At 67.7% G+C, this 24,696-nt stretch carries 27 protein-coding genes, 1 other RNA gene and 1 pseudogene; 13 read left to right on the top strand and 16 right to left on the bottom strand.

What is annotated here, in order from left to right:
* Positions 1 to 12: 12 nt before the first annotated feature.
* Positions 13 to 879 (bottom strand): M90 family metallopeptidase, encoded by an 867-nt coding sequence (locus ACFO27_RS01080; protein WP_376815627.1) that lies wholly within the window; start codon positions 877 to 879, stop codon positions 13 to 15.
* 113 nt (positions 880 to 992) lie between these two features.
* Between ACFO27_RS01080 and ssrA the strand changes: the two genes are divergently transcribed.
* Positions 993 to 1,357, top strand: a transfer-messenger RNA (tmRNA) gene (ssrA, locus tag ACFO27_RS01075).
* Between the two features lie 232 nt (positions 1,358 to 1,589).
* On the opposite strand, the gene ACFO27_RS01070 is transcribed toward ssrA, so the two are convergent.
* Positions 1,590 to 1,886, bottom strand: a complete 297-nt coding sequence (locus tag ACFO27_RS01070) for a YciI family protein (RefSeq protein ID WP_376815626.1) — start codon at positions 1,884 to 1,886, stop codon at positions 1,590 to 1,592.
* Positions 1,887 to 2,153: 267 nt separating this feature from the next.
* Here ACFO27_RS01070 and ACFO27_RS01065 point away from each other — a divergent pair.
* Positions 2,154 to 3,728 (top strand): annotated as a pseudogene (locus ACFO27_RS01065) (S10 family peptidase); the annotation flags it as partial.
* 124 nt (positions 3,729 to 3,852) lie between these two features.
* Entirely contained in the window at positions 3,853 to 4,332 is a 480-nt protein-coding gene (locus tag ACFO27_RS01060; protein WP_376815625.1) for a VOC family protein, read from the top strand.
* A 15-nt stretch (positions 4,333 to 4,347) separates the two neighbouring features.
* Here ACFO27_RS01060 and ACFO27_RS01055 read toward each other — a convergent pair whose 3' ends face one another.
* Complete coding sequence (locus tag ACFO27_RS01055; protein WP_376815624.1) at positions 4,348 to 5,658, bottom strand: Y-family DNA polymerase; 1,311 nt, start codon at positions 5,656 to 5,658, stop codon at positions 4,348 to 4,350.
* The gene (locus ACFO27_RS01050) at positions 5,616 to 6,053 is read right to left on the bottom strand and encodes a LexA family protein (protein ID WP_376815623.1); all 438 of its coding nucleotides are present in this window, start codon (positions 6,051 to 6,053) and stop codon (positions 5,616 to 5,618) included. The genes ACFO27_RS01055 and ACFO27_RS01050 overlap by 43 nt, the downstream gene beginning before the upstream one ends.
* Before the next feature lie 17 nt (positions 6,054 to 6,070).
* On the opposite strand from ACFO27_RS01050, the gene ACFO27_RS01045 reads away from it, so the two are divergent.
* The 3 genes from ACFO27_RS01045 to ACFO27_RS01035 are packed head-to-tail and all read left to right on the top strand — an operon-like array spanning position 6,071 to position 7,951.
* Complete coding sequence (locus ACFO27_RS01045; RefSeq protein ID WP_376815622.1) at positions 6,071 to 6,487, top strand: hypothetical protein; 417 nt, start codon at positions 6,071 to 6,073, stop codon at positions 6,485 to 6,487.
* Entirely contained in the window at positions 6,484 to 7,104 is a 621-nt protein-coding gene (locus ACFO27_RS01040) for a hypothetical protein (RefSeq protein WP_376815621.1), read from the top strand. Before ACFO27_RS01045 ends, ACFO27_RS01040 begins: the two co-directional genes overlap by 4 nt.
* 4 nt (positions 7,105 to 7,108) lie before the next feature.
* On the top strand, positions 7,109 to 7,951 hold the full coding sequence (locus ACFO27_RS01035; protein WP_376815620.1) for a PhzF family phenazine biosynthesis protein: 843 nt from the start codon (positions 7,109 to 7,111) through the stop codon (positions 7,949 to 7,951).
* A 24-nt stretch (positions 7,952 to 7,975) separates the two neighbouring features.
* Here ACFO27_RS01035 and ACFO27_RS01030 read toward each other — a convergent pair whose 3' ends face one another.
* The 4 genes from ACFO27_RS01030 to ACFO27_RS01015 all read right to left on the bottom strand — a co-directional run bounded on the left by ACFO27_RS01030 (position 7,976) and on the right by ACFO27_RS01015 (position 11,278).
* Positions 7,976 to 8,806, bottom strand: coding sequence for a Rossmann-like domain-containing protein (locus ACFO27_RS01030; RefSeq protein ID WP_376815619.1), 831 nt, complete (start codon positions 8,804 to 8,806; stop codon positions 7,976 to 7,978).
* Positions 8,803 to 9,699: a ModD protein gene (gene modD, locus ACFO27_RS01025; protein ID WP_376815618.1), complete on the bottom strand. Its 897-nt coding sequence runs from the start codon at positions 9,697 to 9,699 to the stop codon at positions 8,803 to 8,805. Before modD ends, ACFO27_RS01030 begins: the two co-directional genes overlap by 4 nt.
* A 170-nt stretch (positions 9,700 to 9,869) precedes the next feature.
* Positions 9,870 to 10,592, bottom strand: coding sequence for a 7-cyano-7-deazaguanine synthase QueC (gene queC / locus ACFO27_RS01020; protein ID WP_376815617.1), 723 nt, complete (start codon positions 10,590 to 10,592; stop codon positions 9,870 to 9,872).
* 17 nt (positions 10,593 to 10,609) lie between these two features.
* A complete protein-coding gene (locus ACFO27_RS01015; protein ID WP_376815616.1) occupies positions 10,610 to 11,278 on the bottom strand; it encodes a 7-cyano-7-deazaguanine/7-aminomethyl-7-deazaguanine transporter in 669 nt (222 codons plus the stop codon).
* 170 nt (positions 11,279 to 11,448) lie between these two features.
* Here ACFO27_RS01015 and ACFO27_RS01010 point away from each other — a divergent pair, with 170 nt between their 5' ends.
* From ACFO27_RS01010 to ACFO27_RS00995, 4 genes are all read left to right on the top strand, one after another.
* Entirely contained in the window at positions 11,449 to 12,477 is a 1,029-nt protein-coding gene (locus tag ACFO27_RS01010) for a Dyp-type peroxidase (protein WP_376815615.1), read from the top strand.
* Positions 12,470 to 13,276 (top strand): family 1 encapsulin nanocompartment shell protein, encoded by an 807-nt coding sequence (locus ACFO27_RS01005; protein WP_376815614.1) that lies wholly within the window; start codon positions 12,470 to 12,472, stop codon positions 13,274 to 13,276. Before ACFO27_RS01010 ends, ACFO27_RS01005 begins: the two co-directional genes overlap by 8 nt.
* A 121-nt stretch (positions 13,277 to 13,397) precedes the next feature.
* On the top strand, positions 13,398 to 14,303 hold the full coding sequence (locus ACFO27_RS01000) for a DnaJ C-terminal domain-containing protein (RefSeq protein ID WP_376815613.1): 906 nt from the start codon (positions 13,398 to 13,400) through the stop codon (positions 14,301 to 14,303).
* Positions 14,300 to 14,575 (top strand): chaperone modulator CbpM, encoded by a 276-nt coding sequence (locus ACFO27_RS00995; protein ID WP_376815612.1) that lies wholly within the window; start codon positions 14,300 to 14,302, stop codon positions 14,573 to 14,575. The genes ACFO27_RS01000 and ACFO27_RS00995 overlap by 4 nt, the downstream gene beginning before the upstream one ends.
* Here the strand turns inward: ACFO27_RS00995 and ACFO27_RS00990 are convergent.
* From ACFO27_RS00990 to ACFO27_RS00960, 7 genes are all read right to left on the bottom strand, one after another.
* Complete coding sequence (locus tag ACFO27_RS00990; protein WP_376815611.1) at positions 14,568 to 16,856, bottom strand: FdhF/YdeP family oxidoreductase; 2,289 nt, start codon at positions 16,854 to 16,856, stop codon at positions 14,568 to 14,570. The two genes, ACFO27_RS00995 and ACFO27_RS00990, sit on opposite strands and share 8 nt — an antisense overlap.
* A 107-nt stretch (positions 16,857 to 16,963) precedes the next feature.
* Positions 16,964 to 18,586: a chaperonin GroEL gene (gene groL, locus ACFO27_RS00985; protein WP_376815610.1), complete on the bottom strand. Its 1,623-nt coding sequence runs from the start codon at positions 18,584 to 18,586 to the stop codon at positions 16,964 to 16,966.
* A gap of 31 nt (positions 18,587 to 18,617) precedes the next feature.
* Positions 18,618 to 18,935 (bottom strand): co-chaperone GroES, encoded by a 318-nt coding sequence (gene groES, locus ACFO27_RS00980; RefSeq protein WP_376815609.1) that lies wholly within the window; start codon positions 18,933 to 18,935, stop codon positions 18,618 to 18,620.
* 184 nt (positions 18,936 to 19,119) lie between these two features.
* Positions 19,120 to 19,752, bottom strand: coding sequence for a diguanylate cyclase (locus tag ACFO27_RS00975; RefSeq protein WP_376815608.1), 633 nt, complete (start codon positions 19,750 to 19,752; stop codon positions 19,120 to 19,122).
* Positions 19,753 to 19,841: 89 nt separating this feature from the next.
* On the bottom strand, positions 19,842 to 20,063 hold the full coding sequence (locus tag ACFO27_RS00970; RefSeq protein ID WP_376815607.1) for a YgdI/YgdR family lipoprotein: 222 nt from the start codon (positions 20,061 to 20,063) through the stop codon (positions 19,842 to 19,844).
* A 256-nt stretch (positions 20,064 to 20,319) separates the two neighbouring features.
* Entirely contained in the window at positions 20,320 to 21,297 is a 978-nt protein-coding gene (locus tag ACFO27_RS00965; protein WP_376815606.1) for a metal ABC transporter solute-binding protein, Zn/Mn family, read from the bottom strand.
* Positions 21,298 to 21,456: 159 nt separating this feature from the next.
* Complete coding sequence (locus ACFO27_RS00960) at positions 21,457 to 22,044, bottom strand: TetR/AcrR family transcriptional regulator (protein WP_376815605.1); 588 nt, start codon at positions 22,042 to 22,044, stop codon at positions 21,457 to 21,459.
* 126 nt (positions 22,045 to 22,170) lie between these two features.
* On the opposite strand from ACFO27_RS00960, the gene ACFO27_RS00955 reads away from it, so the two are divergent.
* Both ACFO27_RS00955 and ACFO27_RS00950 read left to right on the top strand, forming a co-directional pair.
* Complete coding sequence (locus tag ACFO27_RS00955; RefSeq protein ID WP_376815604.1) at positions 22,171 to 22,530, top strand: terminase; 360 nt, start codon at positions 22,171 to 22,173, stop codon at positions 22,528 to 22,530.
* A gap of 173 nt (positions 22,531 to 22,703) precedes the next feature.
* Positions 22,704 to 23,318: an ATP-binding cassette domain-containing protein gene (locus ACFO27_RS00950; RefSeq protein WP_376815603.1), complete on the top strand. Its 615-nt coding sequence runs from the start codon at positions 22,704 to 22,706 to the stop codon at positions 23,316 to 23,318.
* On the opposite strand, the gene ACFO27_RS00945 is transcribed toward ACFO27_RS00950, so the two are convergent.
* Entirely contained in the window at positions 23,315 to 23,926 is a 612-nt protein-coding gene (locus tag ACFO27_RS00945) for a hypothetical protein (protein WP_376815602.1), read from the bottom strand. The two genes, ACFO27_RS00950 and ACFO27_RS00945, sit on opposite strands and share 4 nt — an antisense overlap.
* 197 nt (positions 23,927 to 24,123) lie before the next feature.
* Between ACFO27_RS00945 and ACFO27_RS00940 the strand changes: the two genes are divergently transcribed.
* Positions 24,124 to 24,627: a macro domain-containing protein gene (locus tag ACFO27_RS00940; RefSeq protein WP_376815601.1), complete on the top strand. Its 504-nt coding sequence runs from the start codon at positions 24,124 to 24,126 to the stop codon at positions 24,625 to 24,627.
* The last annotated feature ends 69 nt before the right edge of the window (positions 24,628 to 24,696 follow it).

Raw genomic sequence — 24,696 nt, 5'->3', positions numbered from 1 at the left:
GGCTTGCCGGCGTCAGGGGCGCACGGGGCGCGGTACGCCAGCGCCTTCCAGGCGCCGCAGGGGATCCTGCCGATAATACCGCACCAGCAGCGCGTACCAGTCCGGCCAGGCCGCCGCCATGGCCCAGGGCTCGATGAAGAAGCTTTCCGAACTGACCGCGAAGAATTCCGCCGGATCCTGCGCCGCGTAGGGATCCAGCGGCAGTTCCGCGTACCATCCGGCGGCCTCGTCGGATTCCGGATCCACGTCGGGCGGGATGAGCGATTCCACCTCGTCCACCCAGTCGCTGAAATCGTCGAAGGTCCGGTCGAGGACCTTGCGCCAATGGCGCGGATCCAGGTCCCGATGCGCGCGCAGCCCCGGCATGCCGTCCGCGCCCCCGTCGCGCTGGTCGAGCTTGTGGGCGAATTCGTGGATCACCACGTTCGCCTGCGCGTCCGTCCCGGCGCGCGCGTCTTCCCAGGACAGGATCACCGGACCGCCCTCCCAGGATTCTCCTGACGTTTCCTGCACGTATTCGTGGACCACGCCCGCCTCGTCGGTTTCCGCGCGCGGCACCAGGAAGCCACCCGGGTAGACCACGATCTGCGTCCAGCCCCGGTACAGCGACGTGTCCAGCCCGAGGATCGGCAGGGCGGCCTGGACCGCGATCGAGCGGCGCATGTCGGGCGTCACCCGCAGGCCGTGGGCGCCGTGGAAGGACTTGTTCGCCAGGATCCAGGCCGTGTGCCGGCGCAGCGTCTCGGTTTCCCGCTCGTCCAGGCCGCGCAGGAATCCATGCCGCGCCAGCAGGGGCGGCCAGACGCGCGTGTCCAGCGATTCCAGGACCTGGTCCAGTTCCCGGTCATGGGCGTCGCGCCCCATCAGCCAGCGCAGCATGGCGGGATCCTGGATGGGGCGGCCGGCGGGGCGGGGGGAGTGTGGTGAAACGTCCTCATGGGCCCCGATTGTAATTTCATTATCCGAAAAATGCCGGTACAATGAAGAGTCCTGGGGCCGATTTGGCTTCGACGTGGGTCGCAAAACAGGATAGTGCATACCGAGCACCAGTACGCTCGTAAATCCACTGGAAAACTACAAACGCCAACGACGAGCGTTTCGCTCTGGCCGCTTAAGCGGTGAGCCGCTGCACCGACTGGTCCCTGGGTCGGGTGGGGTCAAACCCACAGCAGCGTCATCTACAGGGAATCGGGTTCGACCAGGTCGCTGGGTCGGATCTTAAATCAGTGCGAATCGCCGAGGAAGGGCCTGTCGTCCGGCATGATCCAAGGTTAAAACTCAAAATAGGCCGACTAAGTATGTAGAGCTACTTGCGGAGGGCTTGCGGACGGGGGTTCAATTCCCCCCGGCTCCACCAGTCACCTGAAACCCAACCCTTGGCGGTTGGGTTTTTTTTGCCCCTGTCGGGCGATATCCCGCGCCCCGCGGCACCATGTTCAGGCCATGAAACCCATGGGCCGGCCGTTTGGCCTGGTCATAGGCTTTCTTGGGGCTACAGGACCGGCGAGCAGCTTTCCACGAGATAGCCGTCGGTATCGGCGACGTACGACGTAGCCTGCCCGGCTGCTTGCCGAGCCGATGCCCCTCCGTCAGTTTCCGGAATCGAAGAACCTCTGGATCTCCGGGCTCGACTTGGAAGGAATGAATTCTTCGATCCGGTAGGTGGCGAGGTCCTTCCGGGAGAACGGATCCTCGGCCAGGATCGCGGACAGCGCGTCTTTGCCGGACGTGGCGGCCAGGATGACGCCCCCCGTCCTGGGGACTTTTCTGCCTGAGGCGATGAAGACGCCGGCCGCGTAGTGGCGGTCCAGGAACGCCACGTGTTCCGGCAGGGCGGCGTCGATGGCTTCGAGCGGGGCGGTGTAGGTGATCGAGACGATGAACATTGATGTTTCTCTGCGAGGGGTTGGATGGGTCGTCCTCGGAGGACTGGACGATCCGGGCATGCGGCGGGCCTTGTGTCCGGCTCCGGCGTCGCGGCATTCTTGTCCGTGACGCGCCGCCCAATGTAGCAGCCCTGTCCGGCCCGATGCGAGGACCGAAGAGGCCCATGCCCCCATTGCCGCGCTTGCCTCGTCCGGGATCCCGCGGTTAAATGGGCCGAGGGGATGAAAAGCGGGGAAGGCGCTCTCAGGGGGTGCGAAATGAAAGCCCAGCCCTATTTCGATCCGACGGCCTACGGCAATGGCCCGGACGATTCCGTGACGGATGCGACGGAACGCGCCGCGGTGACCCATCACGAACTGCGCCTGGACGGCCGGACGCTGGCCTACACGGCCCGGGCCGGCCACCTGGTCGCCGTGGACTCCGGCAGTTCGCGCCCCAGCGCGAAGATCTTCTACGTCGCCTTCACCCTGGACGGCGACGCGGCGCACGAGCGGCCGGTCACCTTCTTCTACAACGGCGGGCCGGGCTCGTCGTCGGTCTTCGTGCTGCTGGGCTCGTTCGCGCCCCGGCGCATCCGGACGTCCATGCCGGACTTCACGCCGCCCGCGCCCTACACGCTGGAAGACAATACCGACAGCCTGCTCGACCGCAGCGACCTGGTGTTCATCAATCCGGTCGGGACGGGCTATTCGGCGGCCATCGCGCCGTGGAAGAACCGCGATTTCTGGGGCGTGGACCAGGACGCCGCCTCGCTGAAGCAGTTCATCAAGCGCTACCTGACCGAGTACGACCGCTGGAACTCCCCCAAGTTCCTGTTCGGCGAATCCTACGGCACGGCCCGCAGCGCCGTGCTGTCCTATGCCCTGCACGAGGATGGCGTGGACCTCAACGGCGTGACCCTGCAGTCCTCGATCCTGGACTACACGCGCGCCGGCAATCCCGTCGGGGCGCTGCCGACCGCGGCGGCGGATGCCTGGTATCACCACAGGCTGGGCCTGCGGCCCGCGCCGGATGAACTCCCCGCCTTGATGGACGCGGTCCGCGCCTTCGCGCAGGGCGATTACGCCAAGGCCTTGCGGGCCTATCCCGACGTGGCGGCGGATACGCTGGAGCGGCTGAGCCAGTACACCGGAATCGACAAGCCGACGCTCATGTCCTGGCACCTGGACATCGCCGCCGGGGATGGCGAGGGCCGCACCCTGTTCCTGCTCCAGTTGCTGCGCGCCCAGGGCCGCGCGATCGGCGCGTACGACGGCCGCGCGACCGGCATCGACACGGGGATCGCCCGCCACATCTCGCCCAACTCGGGCGGCAACGATCCGGCCATGACGGCCGTATCGGGCGTGTACACGGCCATGTGGCACCACTACCTGAATGATGAATTGAAATTCACATCCGCTTCGTCCTTCACCGACCTCAACGACCAGGCGTTCCAGCACTGGGACTTCCATCACGTGGACCCTACGGGCGCGCAGAAGGGCATGGACGACCAGGGGAACGTCGTGCTGTACACGGCCGGCGACCTGGCGGCGACGATGAGCCTGAACGTGGACCTGAAGGTACTGTCCGCCAATGGCTATTACGACTTCGTCACGCCCTTTTTCCAGACCGAGATGGACCTGCGGGACATGCCCCTGGTCGATCCGGCCCTGCGCGGGAACCTGACGACGCGCTGCTACCCCTCCGGGCACATGATCTACCTGGACGGCGGGTCGCGCACGGCCCTGAAGGCCGACGTGGCGGCCATGATGGATGCCGCCGTCGCCGACCACGCGGCGGTGGCCAGGATCCTGACGCTGCAGGCGCGGCATGCGTCGGGGAGCGGGGCGGCCGGGTGTTAGGTTTTCAAGCCGGCCGTGCGTCGCTTGTGCGGCATGCCGCGAGTGGGCGTGAGGCGGGTTCTGCCCCGGCGACACGCCGCCGCGGCATGTGTGGATCAGGCGCGCGATTGATCAGGAGCGAGAGATGGCCAGCAAGAACACGATCTGCCTCTGGTATGACGGTGCCGCCCTGGAGGTGGCCCGGTTCTATGCGGAGACCTTTCCGGACAGCGCCGTGGGCAACGTCGTGCATGCCCCCGGCGACTATCCTTCCGGAAAGGAAGGCGACGTCCTGACGGTCGAGTTCACCGTCATGGGCATCCCCTGCCTGGGGCTGAACGGCGGTCCGGAATTCAGCCACAACGAGTCGTTTTCGTTCCAGGTCGCGACCGACGACCAGGCCGAGACCGACCGCCTGTGGAACGCCATCGTCGGCAATGGCGGCCAGGAAAGCGTCTGCGGCTGGTGCAAGGACAAATGGGGGATTTCCTGGCAGATCACGCCCCGGGTGCTGACGGACGCGCTGAAGAATCCGGACCGCGCGGCGGCCCGGCGCGCGTTCGAGGCGATGATGAAGATGGGGAAGATCGATGTGGCGGGGGTGGAGCGGGCGTTGAGGGGGTGAGGAGGTGTCTTTTCATCACCCCGCCTCCACCACATCCCTCCACTCTGTCGTATAACTCGGCGACCGGTGCGCCTGTCGCATCAACCACCGCGCATCCGGTTTGTGCAAGGCGCTGGCCAGCTGGATCATCCGGCTCCCGAACCGCTGGTTGAGCGCATCCATCGCCGCCATGGCCCGCCCCGCCCGGGCGGCATCGTCCGCCAGGGGATCCAGTCCGAACAGTTCCCCCTGCATCGAAACCGGCGCCGCCGGCCGTACGTCCAGCAGACACACCCCTGCCTTGGCATAGTCGAATCCCGGCTGGAACACCGACCGCAACCCGCTCAGTGCGGCCCGCAGCAGCGCGGGGGTGCTGTCCGTGGGCGAATCCAGCGGCACGACGGCGCTGTCCGCGTGCCGCGGCCCGGTGCCGAAACGGCTGGTCCGAATATAAACCTGCACGGCGGCCGCATGGGAATGCTGCAGGCGCAGTTTCTCGGCGGCGCGGCTGGTGAAGAGACTGACGGCCTGTTCCAGTTCGGCCAGGTCGCGCACGGGCAGGCCGAAGCTGCGGGTGGACATGACCTGCTGCTTCGGGGGCGGCGCGTCTTCCCAGTCGATGGCGGGTTCGCCGCATAGTTCCTGGGCGGTCTTGGCCAGGATGATGGAGTATCGACGCCGCAGCGCGTGGCGGTCGGCCAGCGCCAGGTCGGCGGCCGTGCGGATGCCCTGCGCCTCCAGGCTGGGCGCCAGCCGGCGGCCGACGCCCCAGACGTCCCTGATGGGCACGTGGCGGATGGCGCGCATCAGTTCCGAGGGACCCAGGCCGGACAGGTCGCAGATGCCCTGCAGGCGCGGCAGGGACTTGGCCAGGTGGTTGGCGAGCTTGGCCAGGGTCTTGGTGGCGCCGATGCCGACACAGGTGGGGATGCCGACCCAGCGCAGCACGCGCTGGCGGATTTGCGTGCCGATGTCGCGGCCCGTGCCGGGCAGGCCGGTCAGGTCCAGGAAGCATTCGTCGATGGAATAGATTTCCTGGGCGGGGGAGAACTGGCCGATGACGCGCATCATGCGGTCGCTCATGTCGCCATATAGGGCGAAGTTGGCGGAAATGGCGACTAGCCCCCGGGCCTGCAGGTGCTGGATCTTGAACCAGGGAGCGCCCATGGGGATGCCCATGGCCTTGGCTTCGGCCGTGCGGGCGATGGCGCAGCCGTCGTTGTTGGACAGCACGATGACGGGCCTGCCTTCCAGCGAGGGGCGCAGGACCCGCTCGCAGGCGCAATAGAAGCTGTTGCCGTCGATCAGCGCGATGCGTGGTGGCGGCCGACGGGCTTGAGCACCCATGTGACGACTCCCCAGATGGCCAGTTCCTGGCCGTGGCGCGGCACGATGTCCGTGAAGGCGGGGTTGGCCGCCCGCAGGCGTATCCGGCCGTCCTGGCGGTGCAGGGTCTTGACGGTGAAGTCGCCGTCGACGACGGCCACGACGATGTCGCCATGCCGGGCTTCCAGGGCGCGGTCCACGATCAGGGAATCGCCGTCGCCGATGCCGGCGTCGCGCATGGATTCGCCCCGGGCGCGCATGTAGAAGGTGGCTTCGGGATGTGGGATCAGGACGGTGTTCAGGTCGATCCGCTTCTGCGCGTGGTCCTCGGCCGGGCTGGGAAAGCCGCAGCGCGCCGGGGCTTCGACGTGCCGGCAGACGACGGGCTGCGGGGAGAGGAGGGCGGGGGTGTCCATGGCAAGTGAATTACTGTATGTATGAACAGTATTATATCGGTGTGGATGTGCTCTGGCCATGGCCTGCCGGCTGGCTCGTTTTATCCTCTTCCATATTGATTAATACGATGAATATCGTAAAATCTGTGGAAGACAGGCATGATCAAGGGCTTCAGGGCGGTCAAGCGGATGGTGATCGCGGCGTTGCAATCAGGGGCCTTTCAGCACGAGGTCCGCAGCCAGATCGATTTGAAGAACCTGCTGCAATGCGGCGAGATCAGCGCGGCGGAGGTCGAGGCGCTGATCCGGCGTTCCACGGGGACCGAGCATGCCTGTTCCCCTCTCCGGAAATCGATGTCCATGTCATCAAGACGCAGGGCTGGTACATCAAGTTCTACTTCGTCGGAGACCCCGATACCCTGTTCATCAGTGTCCATCACGTCCACAAGCCATGACGATCCGACTGTTCCATGAAGGCGACAAGAGCCAGGCCATCTGCCCTCATTGCCGAAAGCGGGTGGGGACGACCTTCGCCCGCCGCACGGTGCCGTTCAGCGACGGCAGGGGGACTGTGAAAGACCTGCTGGTGGCGGTGTGCGACGAGTGCGATTCCGTGGTCGCCACGCCGGCTCAGTCCACCCCGGCCATTCAGGATGCGCGGAAGCGGGCGGTCAAACCGATCGAAGCGCAGTTGCCCGCGATCTATCTGGATGTGCTGGACCTTGCCGCATACGAGATCGACCGGCACAGTACGACGGCATTCCGGAAAGCCCTGATGGCCTTGTATCTGCATCGGTATGCTTCAGGTGAATCCCCGGCTGAGGAACTCCGGGAGGCCTGCTTGAGCGCCAGGCGAGCCTACAAGGAGCAACGGGGCGCCGCGCGCCGTCGCCTGTCCCTCAAGGTCACGCCCCGGACGTCGCAGGATCTGAGGGAACTGGCCCAGGACACCGGGATGTCCCAGTCCGATGTGATCCGTGCGGTGATTTTCCGTATCCAGGCCGACGTGCTGGATGCACCCAGACCCGCCTTGATGCGAGAATTGAAAACCCTCTCCCTGATTGCCGCATAGCACCATGCCGATCTTCGATTTCAAGCAAGTGGACGTCTTCGCCAGCGAGCCCCTGAAGGGCAATCCGCTGGCGGTGGTGATCGCCGCCGACGGGCTGGCGGACGACCGGATGGCCGCGTTCGCCCGCTGGACGAACCTGAGCGAGACGATCTTCCTGCTGCGGCCGACGACGCCGCGCGCGGACTACCGTGTGCGGATCTTCACGCCGCGTGGCGAGCTGCCGTTCGCCGGGCATCCCACGCTGGGCGCTTGCGCGGTGTGGCTGGCCGGCGGGGGCCGGCCGCGCGGCGAGACGATCGTCCAGGAATGTCCGCTGGGCCTGATCACGCTGCGCCGCGACGGATCACGGGTGGCGTTCGCCGCGCCGCCCCTGGAGCGCTCCGGCCCGGTCGAGGCCGACCTGCTGCCGCGCATCGCCGCCGGGCTGGGCCTGGCCAGCGGCGAGATCCGCGATGCGCAGTGGGTGGACAATGGTCCGGGCTGGCTGGCGGTGCTGCTGGACACGCGCCGGCGGGTGCTGGACCTGCGTCCCGATCCGGCCATCCTCGGCGATCTCAAGGTGGGCGTGGTCGCCCCCTGGGATCCGGCGGTCGATGGCGAGCAGGCGCAATTCGAGGTGCGGGCCTTCGTGCCCGGCCTGGGGGTTCCGGAAGATCCGGTCACGGGCAGCCTGAACGCCGGAGTGGCCCAGTGGCTGATCGGCAGCGGCCGGGCGCCCGGATCCTACGTGGCCTCCCAGGGGACGGCGCTGAGCCGGGCGGGGCGCGTGCATGTCGAACGATCCGGGCCGGACATCTGGGTGGGTGGCGAGGTCGTCACCTGCGTCGAGGGGACGGTGACGCTGTAGCGGGCGCCGGTTCCGCCGCCCGTCCTAGTCCATGACCAGGTTGACCCTGTCCACCGATTTTTCGAACAGATGGTAGCCGGATGCGCCCTCCGCCAGCAGGTCGAGCAGCGGTCCGGCCTGGCGCGCCCGCGTGCCGCCCACCACCTGGATTCCGCGCGCCCGGTAGGGGCCGGGCAGCAGCGGCGCGGTGGGGCCGACGATGGCGATGCGCGTGCCGGGGCGGACATGGCTCAGCAGCGCGTCCAGCGAGCCGTTGATCAGTGTGGTGGCGGTGCTGATGAGCACGTCTCCCCAGGGGACGATCCGTGGCGCTGCGGAGGCCGGAGCGTAATGCGGCAATTCATCGGGCCGCAGCGTGGCCGGGTCCATTTCCAGCACGCGGTAGTCGCGCCCTTCCTTGCGGAAGGCGCGCATGTAGGGGGCGAATGCGCCCACCAGCACGACGCGCTCGCCGGGGCGGAGCGCCAGCGCCTGGGCGGCGTCCCCGCTGGAAACCCGGGCATCCCGGGGCGCGCCGTCCCGCTGCCAGAGGGTTTCGATGAGCGCGTTCAGCGTGGCGATCGCCATGGCGCGCCGCATGGGACCCGTCCCTGGGGCCAGGTCTTCCAGCGCGTCGGCGGCGGGGCGCCCCCGCAGCTTGCCGGGAGAGGGCAGGGCGCTCAGCGAGCTCGAACAGCACACGGCGGCGGGAATTTCCTTGATGGGGGTGGCGGCCAGTCCGCGGCAGCCATTGCTCAGTTCGACCCCGGTGAAGAAGATGCCGGCGACGGCGCGCTCCAGGGTCAGCGTGTCCAGTTCGGCGCCCAGGCGCTGGCGGGCTTCCTGGAGGATGTCGTCGAGTAGCGGGGTCGTCATGGCGAGTGTCCTTCCGTGGTGGTTTCGCGAGGCGGATCGCGCTTGATCCGTACGCCGATGTCCGCCGGCGGGCCGAAGTAGAGGCTGCTGGTGACCAGCGCATCCACCCCCGTGGCGGCGTAGGCGGCTGCGTTGTCCGGGCGGATGCCGCCGGCGGCGAGCAGGCCGAGACGCGGCCATTCGGCGCGCAGGTGTGGACACCATTGCGCCAGCCGTTCGGGCTCGACCTTGTCGAACTGCACGACGTCGGCGCCGCAGCGGGCGGCTTCGCGGGCCTCTTCGTAGGAGTTCGCCTCGATCACGATTTTCTTCTCGACCAGATGCTTGCGGCGCCGGGCCAGTATCTGGCGCAGGTCCTTCCAGCCGTTCGGCAACAGCGCGCGGTGCTGGGGGAAGACCAGCACGGTCTCGGACAGGCCCAGCCGGTGCGGGAACGCGCCTCCGGCCAGCGCCGCCTTCTGCGCCACGCGGCGCAGCCCCGGCGGGTGCTTGCGGGTGGCCAGGACGCACACGTCGGGGTTGGCCTGGGCCGCGGCGTCCGCCATGGCGCGCGTGCGCGTCGCCACGCCGCAGGCGTATTCGAGCAGGTTCTGGCCGACCTTCCAGCAGTCCAGCAGGGCCTGGGCCGCGCCCCGCGCCGTCACGATCTCCGTGCCGGGTTCCACACGCCGGCCGCTGGGCAGGCAGTCCGTCGCACAGCCGCCTCGCATGCCGACCATGCGCGCGACTTCCTCGGTACAGGCGAGGGTCATGGGCTGGCGCGCCACCCACGAGATCCGGGCCGGTCTCGTTCCGATCTCCAGCAGCGTGCTGGTCAGGTCGAAGAAGCCGACGTCCTCCGCCAGCCAGGCGTCCAGCATCGAGGTTTCGAAAAAGACGGGGGCCTCGTCCATGGTTCCGGTTCCGGTGGGTGGGCGATCGGATCGCGCCGCGGCGGCCGGATGGCCCGGGTTGCGGCTATCGAAATATACATCACTTTATAGCGATGTCGGCGGCTTCGCCTTCGGCGAACGGGCGGGAACCGCGTCGGATGGAAGGCGGATGCGTGTGAAGGGGCGCCGCTTCAGCCGGCCCGTCGCCGTGCCGCCCATGCCCGGTGCCCCTGCGCGCGCAGCAGGCAGGCGGGGCATTCGCCGCAGCCGTAGCCCCAGGCGTGCAGGGTGTCGCGGCGGTTCAGGTAGCAGGTGTGGGTATCGGTGCGCACCAGTTCGACCAGCGGGTCGCCGCCCAGTTGCCGCGCCAGTTCCCAGGTGTCGGCCTTGTCCAGCCACATCAGCGGGGTTTCCAGCGTCAGGGGGCGGTCGATGCCCAGGCTCAGCGCCACCTGCAGCGCCTTGAGCGTGTTGTCGCGGCAGTCCGGGTAGCCGGAATAGTCCGTCTGCGACATGCCGCCCACCAGCACGTCCAGCCCGCGCCGGTAGGCCAGCGCGGCAGCCAGGGTGAAGAATAGCAGGTTGCGGCCCGGCACGAAGGTGTTGGGCAGGCCGTCGGCCTGCAGGGCGATGGCGATGTCGTCGGTCATGGCCGAAGCGCCCAGCTGGCCCAGCACGTCCACGTCCAGCAGGTGATCTTCGCCCAGGCGCGACGCCCACTCGGGGCGCAGTCCGGCCAGGCTTTGGCGCAGCGCGGCGCGGCAGTCCAGCTCGGCGCGGTGGCGCTGGCCGTAGTCGAAGCCGATGGTCTCGACGTGGTCGTGACGCGCCAGCGCCCAGGCGAGGCAGGTGGTGGAGTCCTGGCCGCCGGAAAACAGGACCAGGGCGCGGCGGGGCTTGGGGACCGCGTTCATCGGCTCGTCCGCCGCGCTCATGCCGCGGCCGGCAGGGCCTCGCGCCGCCGCATGGCGCGCACGATCGCGTTCAGGGCGACGCCGTACATCGGCACGAACAACAGCAGGCTGACGGCCAGCTTGATGGCGTAGTCCACGGCGGCGATTTCCCCCCAGTGCGCGGCCATGAAGGGGTTGCTGCTGCGCCAGAAGGCGATGCCGAAGAAGGCAATCGTGTCCAGCGCCTGGCCGAGCACGGCGGACGCGGCCGGCGCCACCCACCATTGCACGTAGCCGCGCCGCATGCGGTCGAATACGTGCACGTCCAGCAACTGGCCCAGGACGTAGGCCGCGAAGCTGGCGAAGGCGATGCGGAAGACGAAGGTGTTGAATTCGCCCAGCGCGGCGAGGCCGTTGAAGCCGCCTTCGTGGAACAGCACCGACACGACGTAGGAGACGACCAGCGCCGGGATCATGGCGCGCAGGATCACCCGCCGCGCGGGGGCCTTGCCGATCAGGCGCACGGTCAGGTCGGTGGCCAGGAAGATGAAGGGAAAGCTGAAGGCGCCCCAGGTGCTGTGGAAGCCGAACAGTTCGATGGGCAGCTGCACCAGGTAGTTGCTGGCGATGATGACCAGGATGTGGAACGCGACCAGCAGGGCGAGATAGAACGGGGTCCGCGATTGCGGAGCGGATGGGGATGTCATGTGGGCCTTTTTGATGGATGGGGTGAGGGAACCCATGGATGGAGGCAATGCAGGAACGCATTATAACGAACGCCGGTCCGTCCGGATGCTGGCGGGCGGCGCCCCGAAGCGGGGAGCGATCGCAAGGTAAACTATCCGCCTGGGCTTCCCGAGCCCGCAAGGAGAACGATTTGCCTTCCGTGACGCATCAGCCCGTGGACGCGCCGCTCACGCAGGCGGCCATGTACCTGGTCCTGACCATCAATCCTGGGCCCGAGCCCCTGGACGCCGTGCGCGCGCTCTGCGCGGATTTGTCCGGGCTGCTGCGCTCGGTCGGATTCCGCGACCTCGACGGCCGCCTGTCCTGCGTCATGGGCTTCGGCTCCGACGCCTGGGACCGCCTGTTCGGCTCGCCCCGGCCCAGGGAACTGCATCCCTTCAAGGAAATCCAGGGCGTGCACCATGCGGTTTCCACGCCGGGCGACATCCTGCTGCACATCCGCGCCACGCGCATGGACCTGTGTTTCGAGCTGGCCACGCAGGTGACGTCGCGGCTGGGCGGCGCGGCCGCCGTGGTGGACGAGGTGCATGGCTTCCGGTATTTCGATGCCCGCGACCTGGTCGGCTTCGTGGACGGCACGGAGAATCCCGACGGCCCCGACGCGGTCGCCGCCACGGTCATCGGCGACGAGGACGGCGATTTCGCCGGCGGCAGCTACGTGATCGTGCAGAAGTACCTGCATGACCTGGCCGGCTGGAACGCGCTGCCGGTGGAAATGCAGGAAAAGATCATCGGCCGCACCAAGCAGACCAACATCGAGCTGGCCGACGACGTCAAGCCCAGTTGGGCCCACAACGCGCTGACGGTGATCGAGGAAGACGGCGAAGAGCTGGACATCGTGCGCGCCAACATGCCTTTCGGCGACGTGGGCAAGGGCGAATTCGGCACCTATTTCATCGGCTACGCCAGGTCCCCGAGCCGCATCGAGCGGATGCTGGAAAACATGTTCATCGGCCGCCCGCCCGGCAACTACGACCGGCTGCTGGATTACAGCCGCGCCGTCACGGGTTCGCTGTTCTTCGTGCCCTCGGCCGGTTTTCTCGAAGACGCGCCCGGTTTCGGGGCGCCGCAAACTCCCGACGCATCCTCGCCGGGCGCCGGAGCGCCCGACGGCTCGCTGGGCATCGGTTCACTCAAAGGAGAATCCCCGCATGAATAACCTGCATCGTGCACTGGCGCCGATTTCGGATGCGGCGTGGGCCCAGATCGAGGAAGAGGCCTCCCGGACGCTCAAGCGCTACCTGGCCGCGCGGCGCGTCGTGGACGTCGCCGATCCGCAGGGGGCCGCCCTGGCCGCCGTCGGCACTGGCCACCTCAAGGCCATCGAGGCGCCGGACACCGGCGTCCTGGCCGGGCAGCACCAGGTCCAGTCCCTGGTGGAACTGCGCGTGCCGTTCGAACTGTCGCGCCAGGCACTCGACGGCGTCGAGCGCGGCTCCGACGATCCCGACCTGCAGCCGCTCAAGGACGCCGCGCGCAAGATCGCCTATGCGGAGGACCGGGCCGTGTTCGACGGCTACGCGGCCGCGGGGATCCAGGGCATCCGCCCGGGCGCCGGCAACCCGGCGGCGAAGCTGCCGGCCGACATCAGGCGCTATCCCGCCATCGTGGCGCAGGCCCTGAGCCAATTGCGCCTGGCGGGCGTCAACGGCCCGTACATCCTGGTCCTGGGCGAGAAGGCCTACGCCGCCGTCAGCGGCGCCAGCGATGAAGGCTATCCGCTGCTCAAGCACATCCGGCCGCTGCTGGACGGCGACATCGTCTGGGCGCCCGGCATCGAAGGCGGCGTGCTGCTCAGCACCCGGGGCGGGGATTTTTCCCTGCATCTCGGCCAGGACATCTCGATCGGCTATCAGTCGCACACGGACAGCGTCGTGCGCCTGTACCTGCAGGAAAGCTTCACCTTCCGGCTGTTGGCCCCCGAGGCCGCCGTGGCCTTGACGCCGTCCGCGAAATAAGGGCTCCCGGCCGGCGCGCCGCGTGCCGGCGCGGCCGGGCCGTGCCCGGCAACGGGGGCCCGGCGGCCTTCCGCGCCGTGGTAATCTGATCCTTGTCGTGATGCGCTTTGCGAGGCTGATCATGCAGGATCCGTACCAGGTGCTCGGCGTGGCGCGAACCGCGTCGCCCGGCGAGATCAAGAAGGCCTATCGGGGCCTGGCCAAGAAGCTGCATCCGGATCTGAATCCCGGAGACAAGGCGGCCGAGGAAAAATTCAAGCACGTCACGGTGGCCTACGGGCTGCTCGGCGATCCTGAAAAGCGCAGGCGCTTCGATGCGGGCGAGATCGACGCCAGCGGCGCGGAACAGCCCAAACGGCAGTTCTATCGCGACTTCGCCTCGGCCGATCACGGCCGGAACCCCTACACCAGCGACGCGGGCTACGCGGATTTCGCGGACGACGACGTGTTCGCCGAGATCCTGCGCCGCGGCCGCGAGGCCCGCGCCAACCGGCGCGGCGAGGACCTGCGCTATGGCCTGTCCATCCGCTTCGTCGAATCCGTGACGGGGGCGGAAAAGCGGATCACGCTGCCCGACGGCGGCACGCTGGACGTCACGATCCCGCCCGGCATGCTCGACGGCCAGATGCTGCGCCTGAAGGGCAAGGGCGCGCCGGGCCGGGGCACCGGTGGGCCGGGCGATGCGCTCATCCAGATCGAGGTGCTGCCCGATCCACGCTTCCGGCTGGATGGCGCCAACGTCATCGTGGAATTGCCGGTGTCCCTGTCCGAGGCGGTCCTGGGCGGCGAGGTACGGGTTCCGACCCCGACGGGCGACGTGATGCTGACGATTCCGGAGCATTCCAACAGCGGCACCACGCTGCGTCTGAAGGGCAAGGGCGCGCCGCGCCGCGAGGGAGGATTCGGGGACGAGCTCGTCAAGCTGAGGATCGTGCTGCCGAAGTCGCCCGATCCCGAGCTCGACGCGTTCGTGTCCCGGTGGGAAAAGGGCAAGGCCCACGATCCGCGCGGAGGTGCATCATCATGATCATGACCAAGCAGGAATTCCTGGTCAGCGCGAACATCCGGGAACAGACCCTGGAGTTCTGGCTGGAGCGGCGGTGGCTCATTCCGGATGAAACCGCGCCCGAGGTCCGTTTTTCCGAATGCGACATCGCGCGGGCGAGCCTGATCCGGGATCTGCAGCGGGATTTCGAAGTCAACGACGCGGGCATCGAGCTGATCCTGCACCTGATGGACCAGCTCCATGGCGCGCGGCAGGCGCTGAGCCTGCTGCGCGAGTCGCCGCGTTTCAAGTGACGGCGGCGCGGGCCCCGGCCCGGCGGATCCGCACCGGGATGGACTTGTAGGAAGGCGTGCCGCATTCCTTGTCGATGTAGTCCAGCGGGACGAGCACGTTGGCTTCGGGGTAGTAGGCGGCCACCGAGCCGCGCGCGATGTTGTATTCGATCGCGGTGATGTTCTCCAGGCGCAGCCTGCGCGACGAAGAGACCGTTTCGATGTCCACCCGGTCGCCGTGGGCCAGGCCGTGGGCGGCCAGGTCCTCGGCGTTCATGAACAGCACGTCGCGCCGGCCGAACACGCCCCGGTAGCGATCGTCCAGGCTGTAGATCGTGGTGTTGTACTGGTCGTGACTGCGGATCGTCACGAGCCGCAGCACGTCGTCCGGCCAGGGTTCGTAGCGTTCGCGCACGCCCGGAAAGACGGAAAACTCGGCTTTCCCACTCGGGGTGTTCCACGTACGCCCGGTCGCCGGCAGCGGCATGCGGAAACCGCCGGGCACGCGGATGCGCCGGTTGTAGTCGTCGAAGCCCGGAATCGTGCGTTCGATCAGATCGCGGATGCGGTCATAGTCGTCGATCAGTTCCAGCCAGTCCACCTTGCTGTCCGGCAGCGTCGCGCGGGCCATGCCGGCGATGATGGCCGCCTCCGAGCGCAGGAACTCCGAGGCCGGCTTGAGCTTGCCGGCGGAGGCGTGGACCATGGACATGGAATCCTCGACCGTGACCGATTGCGGGCCGCCGGCCTGCAGGTCGATCTCGGTGCGGCCCAGCACCGGCAGCAGGAAGGTTTCCTCGCCCACCAGCAGGTGCGAGCGGTTCAGTTTCGTGCCCAGGTGCACGCTCAGCCGCAGGCGCTTCATCGCCGTGAAGCACAGTTCCGGGTCGGGCATCGCCACCGCCAGGTTCCCGCCCAGGCAGATCAGCGCCTTGGCCGTGCCCCGGACCATGGCCTGCATCGCCTGGACCGCATCGTGGCCGTGCTCCCGGGGCGGCGTGAAGCCGAAGACTTCCTCCAGGCGGCGCAGGAAGTCCGCACCGGGTTTTTCCGTGATGCCGACCGTTCGATTGCCCTGCACGTTCGAATGGCCGCGCAGCGGGCAGATGCCGGCGCCGGGCTTGCCGATGTTGCCCCGCAGGAGCAGCAGGTCGGCGATCAGCTTGACGTTGGCGGTGCCCGTGTTGTGCTGCGTGATCCCCATGCCATAGGTCACGATGGCCGCCGTCGATTTCGCATAGGCTCCGGCGACCCGTTCCAGGTCCGCGCGCTTCAGGCCGCTTTCCCGTTCGATGTCGTCCCAGCCGGTCGCGGCCAGGTCGGCGGCCAGCGCGTCGAAGCCGAGCGTGTGCTCCGCGATGAACGCGTGGTCCAGTGCGCCGCCGTCCCGGGCGTCCAGCGCCAGGAGCGCCTTCATGATGCCCTTGAGCGCCGCCACGTCGCCGCCGGCCTTGACCTGGTAGTAGGACGAGGCGATGTCGGTGGAGCCGTAGGTGGCCATCTCCGCGACGTTCTGCGGGTCGGCGAAGCGCTCCAGCGCCCGCTCGCGCAGGGGGTTGAACACGATGATCGGCACCTTGCGGCGCGCCACTTCGTGCAGCGTGCCCATCATGCGGGGGTGGTTGGTGCCCGGGTTGTGCCCGATCGAGATCACGAAATCGGTGAGGTCGAAGTCTTCCAGGGAAACCGTGCCCTTGCCGATGCCGATCGACTGCGGCAGGCCGACGCTGGTCGCCTCGTGGCACATGTTCGAGCAGTCGGGAAAGTTGTTCGTCCCCAGTTCGCGCGCGAAGAGCTGGAACAGGTAGGCCGCCTCGTTCGAGGCGCGTCCCGACGTGTAGAACTCGGCCTCGTCGGGCGAATCCAGGCCGCGCAGCGCTTCGCCGATGCGCGCGAAGGCCGTCTCCCAGGGAACCGGCAGGAACTTGTCCGTCGCGGCGTCGTAGGCCATCGGGTGCGTCAGGCGGCCGAAATTCTCGAGATCGAAATCGGGCAGCTCCAGCAGCGAGGACACCGTATGCTGCTGGAAGAATTCGGGTGTCACGCGCTTGCTCGTGGCCTCCCAGGTCACGGCCTTGGCGCCGTTCTCGCAGAACTGGAAGGTCGAGCGATGCTCTTTGTCGGGCCAGGCGCAGCCCGGGCAGTCGAAGCCCGCGGGCTGGTTGGTGCGCAACAGCAGACCCGGGGCCTCGACGACGTCCATCTGCCGGCGTACGGCCTGGGCGGTGGCCTTCAGGGCGCCCCAGCCGCCTGCCGGACCGTCATAGGGGCGGACCCCGGGCACCTTATTTCGTTGAGACATAAACCACCTCCATGGACAGTTTACGCCTCGACGGACGGGAGGGGGAAGCGGGTCCGGCGGGCGGACGCCCGCCGGGATGGGCCATCAGCGCCAGACTTGCTGCTGGATCAGAAGTCCATGCCGCCGCTCGCGGCGGCCGGGACTTTTTCCTTCCTGGGCAGTTCGCCGACGCAGGCCTCGGTGGTCAGGATGAGGCTGGCGATCGAGGCGGCGTTCTGCAGGGCGGTGCGGGTCACCTTGGTGGGATCCACGACGCCGAGCTCGACCAGGTCGCCGTACTGGCCGCTGGCCGCGTCGTAGCCGAAGTTCCCTTCCGCGGCCGCCACCTTGGCGATCACGACCGAGGGCTCGTCGCCCGCATTGGACGCGATGGCGCGCAGGGGCTCTTCGATCGCCCGGGCCACGAGCTGGATGCCCGCGTCCTGGTCGCTGTTGGCCCCTTTGAGCTTGGCGAGCGCCTTGCCGGCGCGCAGCAGCGCCACGCCACCGCCGGGGACGATGCCTTCCTCGACGGCCGCGCGGGTCGCGTGCAGCGCATCGTCGACGCGGTCCTTCTTTTCCTTCATCTCGACCTCGGTCGCGGCGCCGACCTTGATCACTGCCACGCCGCCGGCCAGTTTGGCCACGCGCTCCTGCAGCTTCTCGCGGTCATAGTCGCTGGTGGCCTGCTCGATCTGCGCCTGGATGGCCTTGACCCGGCCGTCGATGCGCTCCTGCTCGCCGGCGCCGCCCACGATGATCGTGTTTTCCTTGTGGACCTCGATGCGCTTGGCGCCGCCCAGGTCGGCCAGCTCGGCCTTTTCGAGCTGCTTGCCGGTTTCCTCGGAAATCAGCGTCGCGCCGGTGAGGATGGCGATGTCTTCCAGCATGGCCTTGCGGCGGTCGCCGAAGCCCGGCGCCTTGACCGCGGCCACCTTCAGCACGCCGCGCATCGTGTTGACCACCAGGGTGGCCAGGGCCTCACCCTCGACGTCCTCGGCCACGATCAGCAGCGGCTTGCCGGCCTTGGCGGCGGCTTCCAGCACCGGCAGCAGGTCGCGGATGCTGGAGATCTTCTTGTCGTGCAGCAGCACCAGCGGGTCTTCCAGGACCGCCACCTGCTTCTCGGGGTCGGTGATGAAATAGGGGCTGAGGTAGCCGCGGTCGAACTGCATGCCCTCGACGACTTCGAGCTCGTTGTCCAGCGACTTGCCGTCCTCGACCGTGATCACGCCTTCCTTGCCGACCTTGTCCATGGCGTCGGCGATGATCTTGCCGACGGACGGGTCGGAATTGGCCGACAGGGCCGCCACCTGCGAGATCTCCTTGCCGGTGGAGATCGGCTTGGACAGGGACTTGAGCTCGTCGACCACGGTGCCCACGGCCTTGTCGATCCCGCGCTTCAGGTCCATCGGGTTGATGCCCGCGGCCACGTACTTCAGGCCGCCCTGCACGATCGCCTGGGCCAGGACCGTCGCGGTGGTGGTGCCGTCCCCCGCCACGTCGGCGGTCTTGGAGGCGACCTGCTTGACGACTTGCGCGCCGATGTTCTCGAACTTGTCCTCGAGTTCGATCTCCTTGGCGACCGACACGCCGTCCTTGGTAATGACCGGGGCGCCGAAGCTGCGTTCGAGCAGCACGTTGCGTCCCTTGGGGCCCAGCGTCACGCGGACGGCATTGGCCAGGATGTTGACGCCTTTGACCACGCGATCGCGGGCGTTATCATGGAAAAGCACTTCTTTCGCGCTCATCTCGATACTCCTTGAATCGGTGAAGAAAAGCTCAGGCGGCCTTCCTGGCGGCCTGGGGGGCGGGCTCGACGACCGCCAGTACCTCGTCCTCGCGCAGGACCAGGTATTCCTGTCCATCGACCTTGACGGCCTGGCCGGCATACTTGCCGAACAGGACGCGGTCGCCGACTTCGAGGTCCAGGGCCTGGGGGGTTCCATCCTGGAGCCGCTTGCCATTGCCCACGGCCATGACTTCGCCCTGCTCGGGCTTCTCCTTGGCGGAGTCGGGAATCACGATGCCGGATGCCGTCGTGCGTTCCTGTTCGATTCGCTTGACGACGACCCGGTCGTGAAGGGGACGAATCTTCATGATCAATCTCCTCATTGCAGATCACCAAAAAGGAATCAGGAAACGGCGCGGGCTTGCGGAGCGCGGTCTCCGGGACGCGCCGTTCCAGGCAGCCGGTGTGCTGCGTCGGTTCAGATGATGGCCGGGCTGGGCGGATTCAAGAACTAAATTGAAACAAAATGAAACTGTATTTCCGGAGATCGGCCTACTCGTGGAGCAGCCGGCCGCCCCGGCCCAGGCGGTATACGTCGCGGCCGCTGCGGTGGCGGTCGTAGGGCATGGGTGGAACCGGACAGGAGTCCTCGCGCGAGCGGCCATCGCGCAGCGTGGCGTCGTCCTCGTCCAGGTCGCCCCAGACGCCGGCCGCGCGCGGCCGGAAGAGCCAGCGCACGTATCCCTTCATGGAGGCGAGTTCCAGCAGGGTATCCAGGTCGGGCGCGTCCACGATGGCGACGCGTCCGTCGGGCTCGCCCGGATAGGATCCGAACGCGCGGTGGCAGGCCATGGTTTCGCTGACCGGGGCGTTCAGCCGCCACCAGGGGCGGTGGTTGCAGCGCTCCAGGTCCCAGGCGCCCAGGCGCCAGGCGGCCTCCAGCATGGCTTCGTCCAGGGTCTCGACCTGGCGCCAGCGCACGTCGATCTGCATCGCCGAGCCCGGCACCGGCCGGGGCGGAATCTCGATCCCGGGCACCTGGACGGCCGTGCGGCGCCTGAAGCCGTGCCAGTGCAGGATCAGGACAGGCGGCGCGTCCGGCTTGGCGACCGCGCTGAGGGTCACCGCGTAGAGCGGCAGGCCCATCGCATCCACCTGCGATTGAATCGTTTCGAGGATCCTCATGCCGAGCCCCATGGCGACAACCCATTGCGATTCATTTTATGCAGGCGGGCGCGGAATGCAAGGCCGGCCGCGGGGCCACGCCGGCCCGGCTAGTCCACTTCCTCGATCCGCTTGACTTCGGACTTGTTGACCTTGACCTCGCGGCCGCCCTTCTCGTAGGTGACGAAGCCATCGTCCGTGTCGGTGTTCGGCGCATCGGCGGAGTAGTCGGTCCGTCCGTCCTGCGTGGTTACGGTGGAAGGGGTCGAGCAGGCGGCGAGGATGCTGCCGCTCGCGAGGATGGCAAGGAATGCGAGTATCGTCTTGGTCATGAGCGCCTCCTGAAAACAATGGTCTCATGGGCACCTTATCAAGGCATTCCGGGATCGACTGTAAGCAGGTCGGACAAGGAAAAACGGCCGTCGCCGCCGGGATCGGCACCGCGCCCCTCTGCCGCGGGCGGGGGCGGCGCGGGCCGGGGCCGTAGGCTCCGCTGACAAAATCGCACAGGAACCAGCGTTCTTTCAGAATTTATGTAACGCGCGGCCCGGGCCGCCGGTCCGGTGGGGCGGGCGCGCGCATCGCCCGCTATCTGGCGAGGATGGCGTCGCGGATCGTCTCGGCATTGTGGCGCATCATGTCGATGTACGTGGCCGCCGGTCCGTCCGACCCGGAGAGCGCGTCGGAATACAGCTTGCCGCCGAGCTTGACGCCGGTCTCGTTCGAGATCTGCTCGACGAGGCGCGGATTGCTGACGTTTTCCAGGAACAACGCCGCCGCCTTCTCCTCCTTGACTTGCCTGACCAGCGCGGCAACGCCCGAGGCCGACGCTTCCGAGTCGGTGCTCATGCCCTGGGGCGCCTCGAACTCGAAGCCGTACTCCTGGCCGAAATAGGCGAACGCGTCATGGGGCGTGATGATCTTGCGCCTGTCGGCCGGGATCCCGGCGAAGACGGCCTTGAGTTCCGTCTGCAGGGCTGCAAGCTGCCCGTCGTACGTCCGGGCATTGGCCTCGTAGGCCGGGCATCCCTGTTTGTCGGCCGCGCAGAACGCCTTGGCGATGTTGTTCACATAGATCCGGGCGTTGGGCACGGCCTGCCAGGCATGGGGATCGTACTTGCCGTGGTGCTCATGCGCGTGCCCGTTCGCGTGTCCATGTTCATGCTCATCGTGGTCATGGTCTTCCTCCTCGCTGAGCCGCGGTGTGATCCCGTCGGTCAGCGCCGTCACGGCGGCCTTGGCGCCGCTGGCCTGGACCAGGCCCGGCAGGAAGCCTTCGAGCTGCAGGCCGTTGGACAGGATCACGTCGGCCGCGCCGATGGCCTTCAGGTCGGCCGGCCTGGGCTCGTACGTATGCGCGTCGCCGTTCGGCCCCACGAGCGTGGTCAGGGCGATCCTGTCGCCGCCGACGTTCTTCGCAAGATCGCCGATGATCGAGAACGTCGAGACGACCCGAAGTTCCCTGGCGCCGGCCTGCGCCGGGCCGATCAGTGCGAGCATCGCGGCGCTTGCCAGGACGGCCAGCCTGTTCCGTGTGGACATGGGTTTGGATATGAGGGCGGACATGAGGTTCTCTCGTGGGTTGAGCGGAAAACGTATGTTATAACATAACAATAGAAATGTTATAACATTTCGAATCCAGAAATCCGCCGGCTGGCGCGCCGGCTCGCGGGCCCGGACGTCCGCCCATGCGGCGGACCGGCGGCGCTCGTGCGGCGTGTCTTCCTATGCGGCGCCGGCGCCCGCGCGGATGATCCGCGCAAACAGCCGTGCGCGCCGCCCGCGCAGGCTTGCGCCTTCCCGGCGGGTCTCGATGCACAGCGTCGCGTAGCCATGCACGAGGGACCAGGCGGCCAGGCTGACCGCTTCGACGCGATCGGGATCGACCCATGCGGCGACGATGGCCTCGAGGCTCGCAAGGCACGCGGCGCCGGCGGCCTGCGCCTCGGGGAAGCGGGCAAGCTCCACCAGTTCGGAAGAGAACATCAGGCGAAACAGCGCCGGGCGCCGCTGCGCGAAACCGATGTAGGCCGCCGCCGCGTGCTCCAGCGCGGCCGGATCCGCCGGGTAGCCCCGGGTGCGCCGGATCCGGGATTCCAGGTCGCGAAAGCCCGCCAGCGCCAATTCGGCGAGCAGCGCTTCCTTGTCCGCGAAGTGGTTGTAGGGCGCCTGGCGGGAAAGCCCGGCCCTTTCCGCGACCTGGCGCAGGGACAGGCCTTGCGCGCCGGTTTCCTCGATCATCGATGCCGCCGCCGCCAGCAGCGCGTTGCGCGCATCGCCGTGGTGGTACCTGTCCGGTCCGGGGTGTTTCATGCGAGTGGTCCTGGTGCTCATCGCCTAAATATTGACATCGTCAATATCAAGTGTCTATAGTGACACTGTCAACATATGCGCCGATGGCCGGATGGCGGCGGCGCGCCGCATGCGAAGGAGACATTCATGAGCACTCGACACGCCGAAAGCCTGCTGGCGCGCCAGTGGAGCGGCTACCCCGGGACCCATCGGGCACGCGCCAACCTGCTCTTGCACATCGTCGCGGTGCCCGTTTTCCTGGCCGCGAATGTTTCGCTCGCCGCCGGGCTGGCGCGGGGCGACTGGCGGATCGCCGTCGCGGCCGTCGCGGCGATGGCGGCTTCCCTGGCCGCCCAGGGCAGGGGGCACCGGTGGGAGGCGACGCCGCCCGAGCGCTTCGCCGGGCCGGCCGAGGCGGTCCTGCGTATTCTTGCGGAGCAGTGGGTGACGTTCCCCCGCTTCGTGCTCACGGGATGCTGGATGCGGGCCGTGCGCGAGGGCTGCTGAAATACCGGATGCGGCCCGGCCCCCGAGGGACGCTTGCGGTTGCGGATCAGGTCCTTGCCCTCGTCGGACAGCGCGTGCCTGACCGCCATCTACCCGAGCCGCCGGTCGCCCCGGATCCGGGCGCTCCTGGATTTCCTGGTGGGCGTGTGCGCCCCGCTGGTACACTCCCCGGCATGCTGCGCATCGACAATCTCACCAAGCGCTACGGCGGCCATTCTGTCTTCCAGGGGCTGAACCAGACGTTCGGTCCAGGGTGCGTGGCGTTGTGCGAAGAAGAAAGCACCGGCAAATCCACTCTGCTGGGCATCGTCGCGGGCGCGATCGCGCCGGACGCGGGCGAGGTCTGGATCGACGGGCATTCGATGGTCCGCGAACCCTTGCTCGCCAAGGCCCGCCTGGCCTGCGTGCCCGACGACTGCCTGGCGTTTCCGTCGCGGACGGGGCGCGGATTGCTCGAGCAGATCGCTGTGGAAAAGAACGCCGCCCTGGACGATGCCGTGTTCGACCTGGCCCGCCGGCTGGGGCTGGAACCGCACCTGGACAAGCGCTTCGAGCAGATGTCGACGGGCACGCGCCGCAAGGTTTTCCTGACGGCCGCCGCGCTGGGCGATCCGGCCGTCATCGTCGCGGACGGTCCGAGCAACGGGCTGGACGCGCAGGCCCGCGCCGCGCTGGCCGAGCAGTTCCGGACCTGGTCCCGGGACCGTGTGGTGCTGTTCGCCAGCCATGACGCCGAACTGGTGCGGGCCTGCGGGGCGAAGGTGGTCGGCGTGGCGGCGCTGCGCTAGCCGGCGTCCCGCAGCCACCGCAGATAGGCCGAGCGGGTCACGTCGGACACCGCGTCCAGCGCCTGCTGGTGCCTGACTTGATGCCGCAGCGTCAGGCGCGCATCGGCCACGGCCCGCGATTTGCAATACCAGTGGCAGCTGTGCTGCAGCAGATAGAGCTCCGCCGAGAGGTGGTAGGCGCGGTCCTTCGGATCCAGGCGGCTTTCATTGTCCACGACGTGGCGCAGGCCGGCCGCGTGGATCCGCAGCAGCGCGCGGAAGTCCCGTGTCGGCACGGGCAGGAAACGCTCGGCGTAGGGCACGCAGAACGGCAGCATGCTCATGCGGGTGGCCTGTCCGCTTTCCTGTCGCATGGCGTCGGCCAGCGATTGCGCCTGCGTCGCCACCGTGCGTTCGGTCTGGGCGAAGGATTCCAGCACCTGGATCTGGCGTGCCTCGGACGCCTCGTGAATGGCGCGGGTGTAGCCCTGCGTCAGGGTTTCCATGCCGCGCTCGAGCTGCAGGCCGGCCAGGTGGCGCCCGAGCAGGGCGATGCGCGCGCGTTGGTAGCGCATGCGCAGCGCCAGCCATGCCGCGGCGGCGATCAACAGGGTCGATGCGATGTCCATTGACGTGTTTCGGAAGGATGGTTGCCCGGACCGGAATGGGTCCCGCCCGTGCGGCTTTGGAAATGCGCCAAGGCTTGCCGCGCGTCCCGGCCGCGGGGATATCGTACTGGCTATTAGGATAAAATTACATAAAGTAGGGTTTATACGTATGGCGATCATGTTGCTTGCTGTACTTGTTTCTTGAAAGAGGGAATTACATGATCAAGGAAGTTTCCGGCGATATCCTGTTGAGCAAGGCGGATTTGCTCGCGCATGGCATTTCGGCGCAGGATCCGTTCGACAGCGGTCTGGCACTGGCCCTGCGTGAGCGGTGGCCTTCGCTGGTCAAGGACTACCGCCACGATACACGCTCCAAGGCCATCGGCGCGGGAGACGTATGGGGCTGGACGGGCGTGCAGGAACATGGCGGCGTGCGCAAGATCATCAATCTGGTGACGCAGGACACCCTGGGCCAGGGGCCGAGCGCCAAGCCGGGCAAGGCCAGCATTGAAAACGTGCGCCGCGCGCTGCAGAACCTGGTCCAGTACATCCGCGCCGAAAAGATCTCCAGCGTCGCGTTGCCGCGGCTGGCGACCGGCGTGGGTGGCTTGGAATGGGCGGCCGTCAAGCCGCTGGTCGACCAGTACCTGGGCGACCTGGACATTCCGGTGATCGTCTACACGACCTATCACAAGGACGTGCAGGCGGCGGAAGGCCTCTGACGCTCAAGGCGCATTCCGAAGAATGCCGGGGGCCGCCGCCTTCCCCGCGGGGAATCAGCGGCCCGGTAG

Source organism: Castellaniella denitrificans, from assembly GCF_042653765.1.
In the GTDB taxonomy this organism is placed as follows: Bacteria; Pseudomonadota; Gammaproteobacteria; order Burkholderiales; family Burkholderiaceae_B; genus Castellaniella; species Castellaniella denitrificans.
Note: the sequence above shows the minus strand (reverse complement) of the source record. Positions and strands in the feature narration are given on the sequence as shown.

What these genes read in the sequence shown, in the direction of transcription:
- ACFO27_RS00940 (WP_376815601.1), top strand. Translation starts at nt 24,124, where the DNA reads ATGATCAAGGAAGTTTCCGGCGATATCCTGTTGAGCAAGGCGGATTTG.
- ACFO27_RS01005 (WP_376815614.1), top strand. Translation starts at nt 12,470, where the DNA reads ATGAATAACCTGCATCGTGCACTGGCGCCGATTTCGGATGCGGCGTGG.
- ACFO27_RS01015 (WP_376815616.1), bottom strand. Translation starts at nt 11,278, where the DNA reads ATGACATCCCCATCCGCTCCGCAATCGCGGACCCCGTTCTATCTCGCC.
- ACFO27_RS00995 (WP_376815612.1), top strand. Translation starts at nt 14,300, where the DNA reads ATGATCATGACCAAGCAGGAATTCCTGGTCAGCGCGAACATCCGGGAA.
- ACFO27_RS01030 (WP_376815619.1), bottom strand. Translation starts at nt 8,806, where the DNA reads ATGACGACCCCGCTACTCGACGACATCCTCCAGGAAGCCCGCCAGCGC.
- ACFO27_RS01000 (WP_376815613.1), top strand. Translation starts at nt 13,398, where the DNA reads ATGCAGGATCCGTACCAGGTGCTCGGCGTGGCGCGAACCGCGTCGCCC.
- queC (WP_376815617.1), bottom strand. Translation starts at nt 10,592, where the DNA reads ATGAACGCGGTCCCCAAGCCCCGCCGCGCCCTGGTCCTGTTTTCCGGC.
- ACFO27_RS00960 (WP_376815605.1), bottom strand. Translation starts at nt 22,044, where the DNA reads ATGAAACACCCCGGACCGGACAGGTACCACCACGGCGATGCGCGCAAC.
- ACFO27_RS00990 (WP_376815611.1), bottom strand. Translation starts at nt 16,856, where the DNA reads ATGTCTCAACGAAATAAGGTGCCCGGGGTCCGCCCCTATGACGGTCCG.
- ACFO27_RS01035 (WP_376815620.1), top strand. Translation starts at nt 7,109, where the DNA reads ATGCCGATCTTCGATTTCAAGCAAGTGGACGTCTTCGCCAGCGAGCCC.
- ACFO27_RS00970 (WP_376815607.1), bottom strand. Translation starts at nt 20,063, where the DNA reads ATGACCAAGACGATACTCGCATTCCTTGCCATCCTCGCGAGCGGCAGC.
- ACFO27_RS00945 (WP_376815602.1), bottom strand. Translation starts at nt 23,926, where the DNA reads ATGGACATCGCATCGACCCTGTTGATCGCCGCCGCGGCATGGCTGGCG.
- ACFO27_RS01070 (WP_376815626.1), bottom strand. Translation starts at nt 1,886, where the DNA reads ATGTTCATCGTCTCGATCACCTACACCGCCCCGCTCGAAGCCATCGAC.
- ACFO27_RS00955 (WP_376815604.1), top strand. Translation starts at nt 22,171, where the DNA reads ATGAGCACTCGACACGCCGAAAGCCTGCTGGCGCGCCAGTGGAGCGGC.
- modD (WP_376815618.1), bottom strand. Translation starts at nt 9,699, where the DNA reads ATGGACGAGGCCCCCGTCTTTTTCGAAACCTCGATGCTGGACGCCTGG.
- ACFO27_RS00965 (WP_376815606.1), bottom strand. Translation starts at nt 21,297, where the DNA reads ATGTCCGCCCTCATATCCAAACCCATGTCCACACGGAACAGGCTGGCC.
- ACFO27_RS01040 (WP_376815621.1), top strand. Translation starts at nt 6,484, where the DNA reads ATGACGATCCGACTGTTCCATGAAGGCGACAAGAGCCAGGCCATCTGC.
- ACFO27_RS00975 (WP_376815608.1), bottom strand. Translation starts at nt 19,752, where the DNA reads ATGAGGATCCTCGAAACGATTCAATCGCAGGTGGATGCGATGGGCCTG.
- ACFO27_RS01045 (WP_376815622.1), top strand. Translation starts at nt 6,071, where the DNA reads ATGTATGAACAGTATTATATCGGTGTGGATGTGCTCTGGCCATGGCCT.
- ACFO27_RS00950 (WP_376815603.1), top strand. Translation starts at nt 22,704, where the DNA reads ATGCTGCGCATCGACAATCTCACCAAGCGCTACGGCGGCCATTCTGTC.
- groL (WP_376815610.1), bottom strand. Translation starts at nt 18,586, where the DNA reads ATGAGCGCGAAAGAAGTGCTTTTCCATGATAACGCCCGCGATCGCGTG.
- ACFO27_RS01080 (WP_376815627.1), bottom strand. Translation starts at nt 879, where the DNA reads ATGCTGCGCTGGCTGATGGGGCGCGACGCCCATGACCGGGAACTGGAC.
- ACFO27_RS01055 (WP_376815624.1), bottom strand. Translation starts at nt 5,658, where the DNA reads ATGGGTGCTCAAGCCCGTCGGCCGCCACCACGCATCGCGCTGATCGAC.
- ACFO27_RS01060 (WP_376815625.1), top strand. Translation starts at nt 3,853, where the DNA reads ATGGCCAGCAAGAACACGATCTGCCTCTGGTATGACGGTGCCGCCCTG.
- ACFO27_RS01050 (WP_376815623.1), bottom strand. Translation starts at nt 6,053, where the DNA reads ATGGACACCCCCGCCCTCCTCTCCCCGCAGCCCGTCGTCTGCCGGCAC.
- groES (WP_376815609.1), bottom strand. Translation starts at nt 18,935, where the DNA reads ATGAAGATTCGTCCCCTTCACGACCGGGTCGTCGTCAAGCGAATCGAA.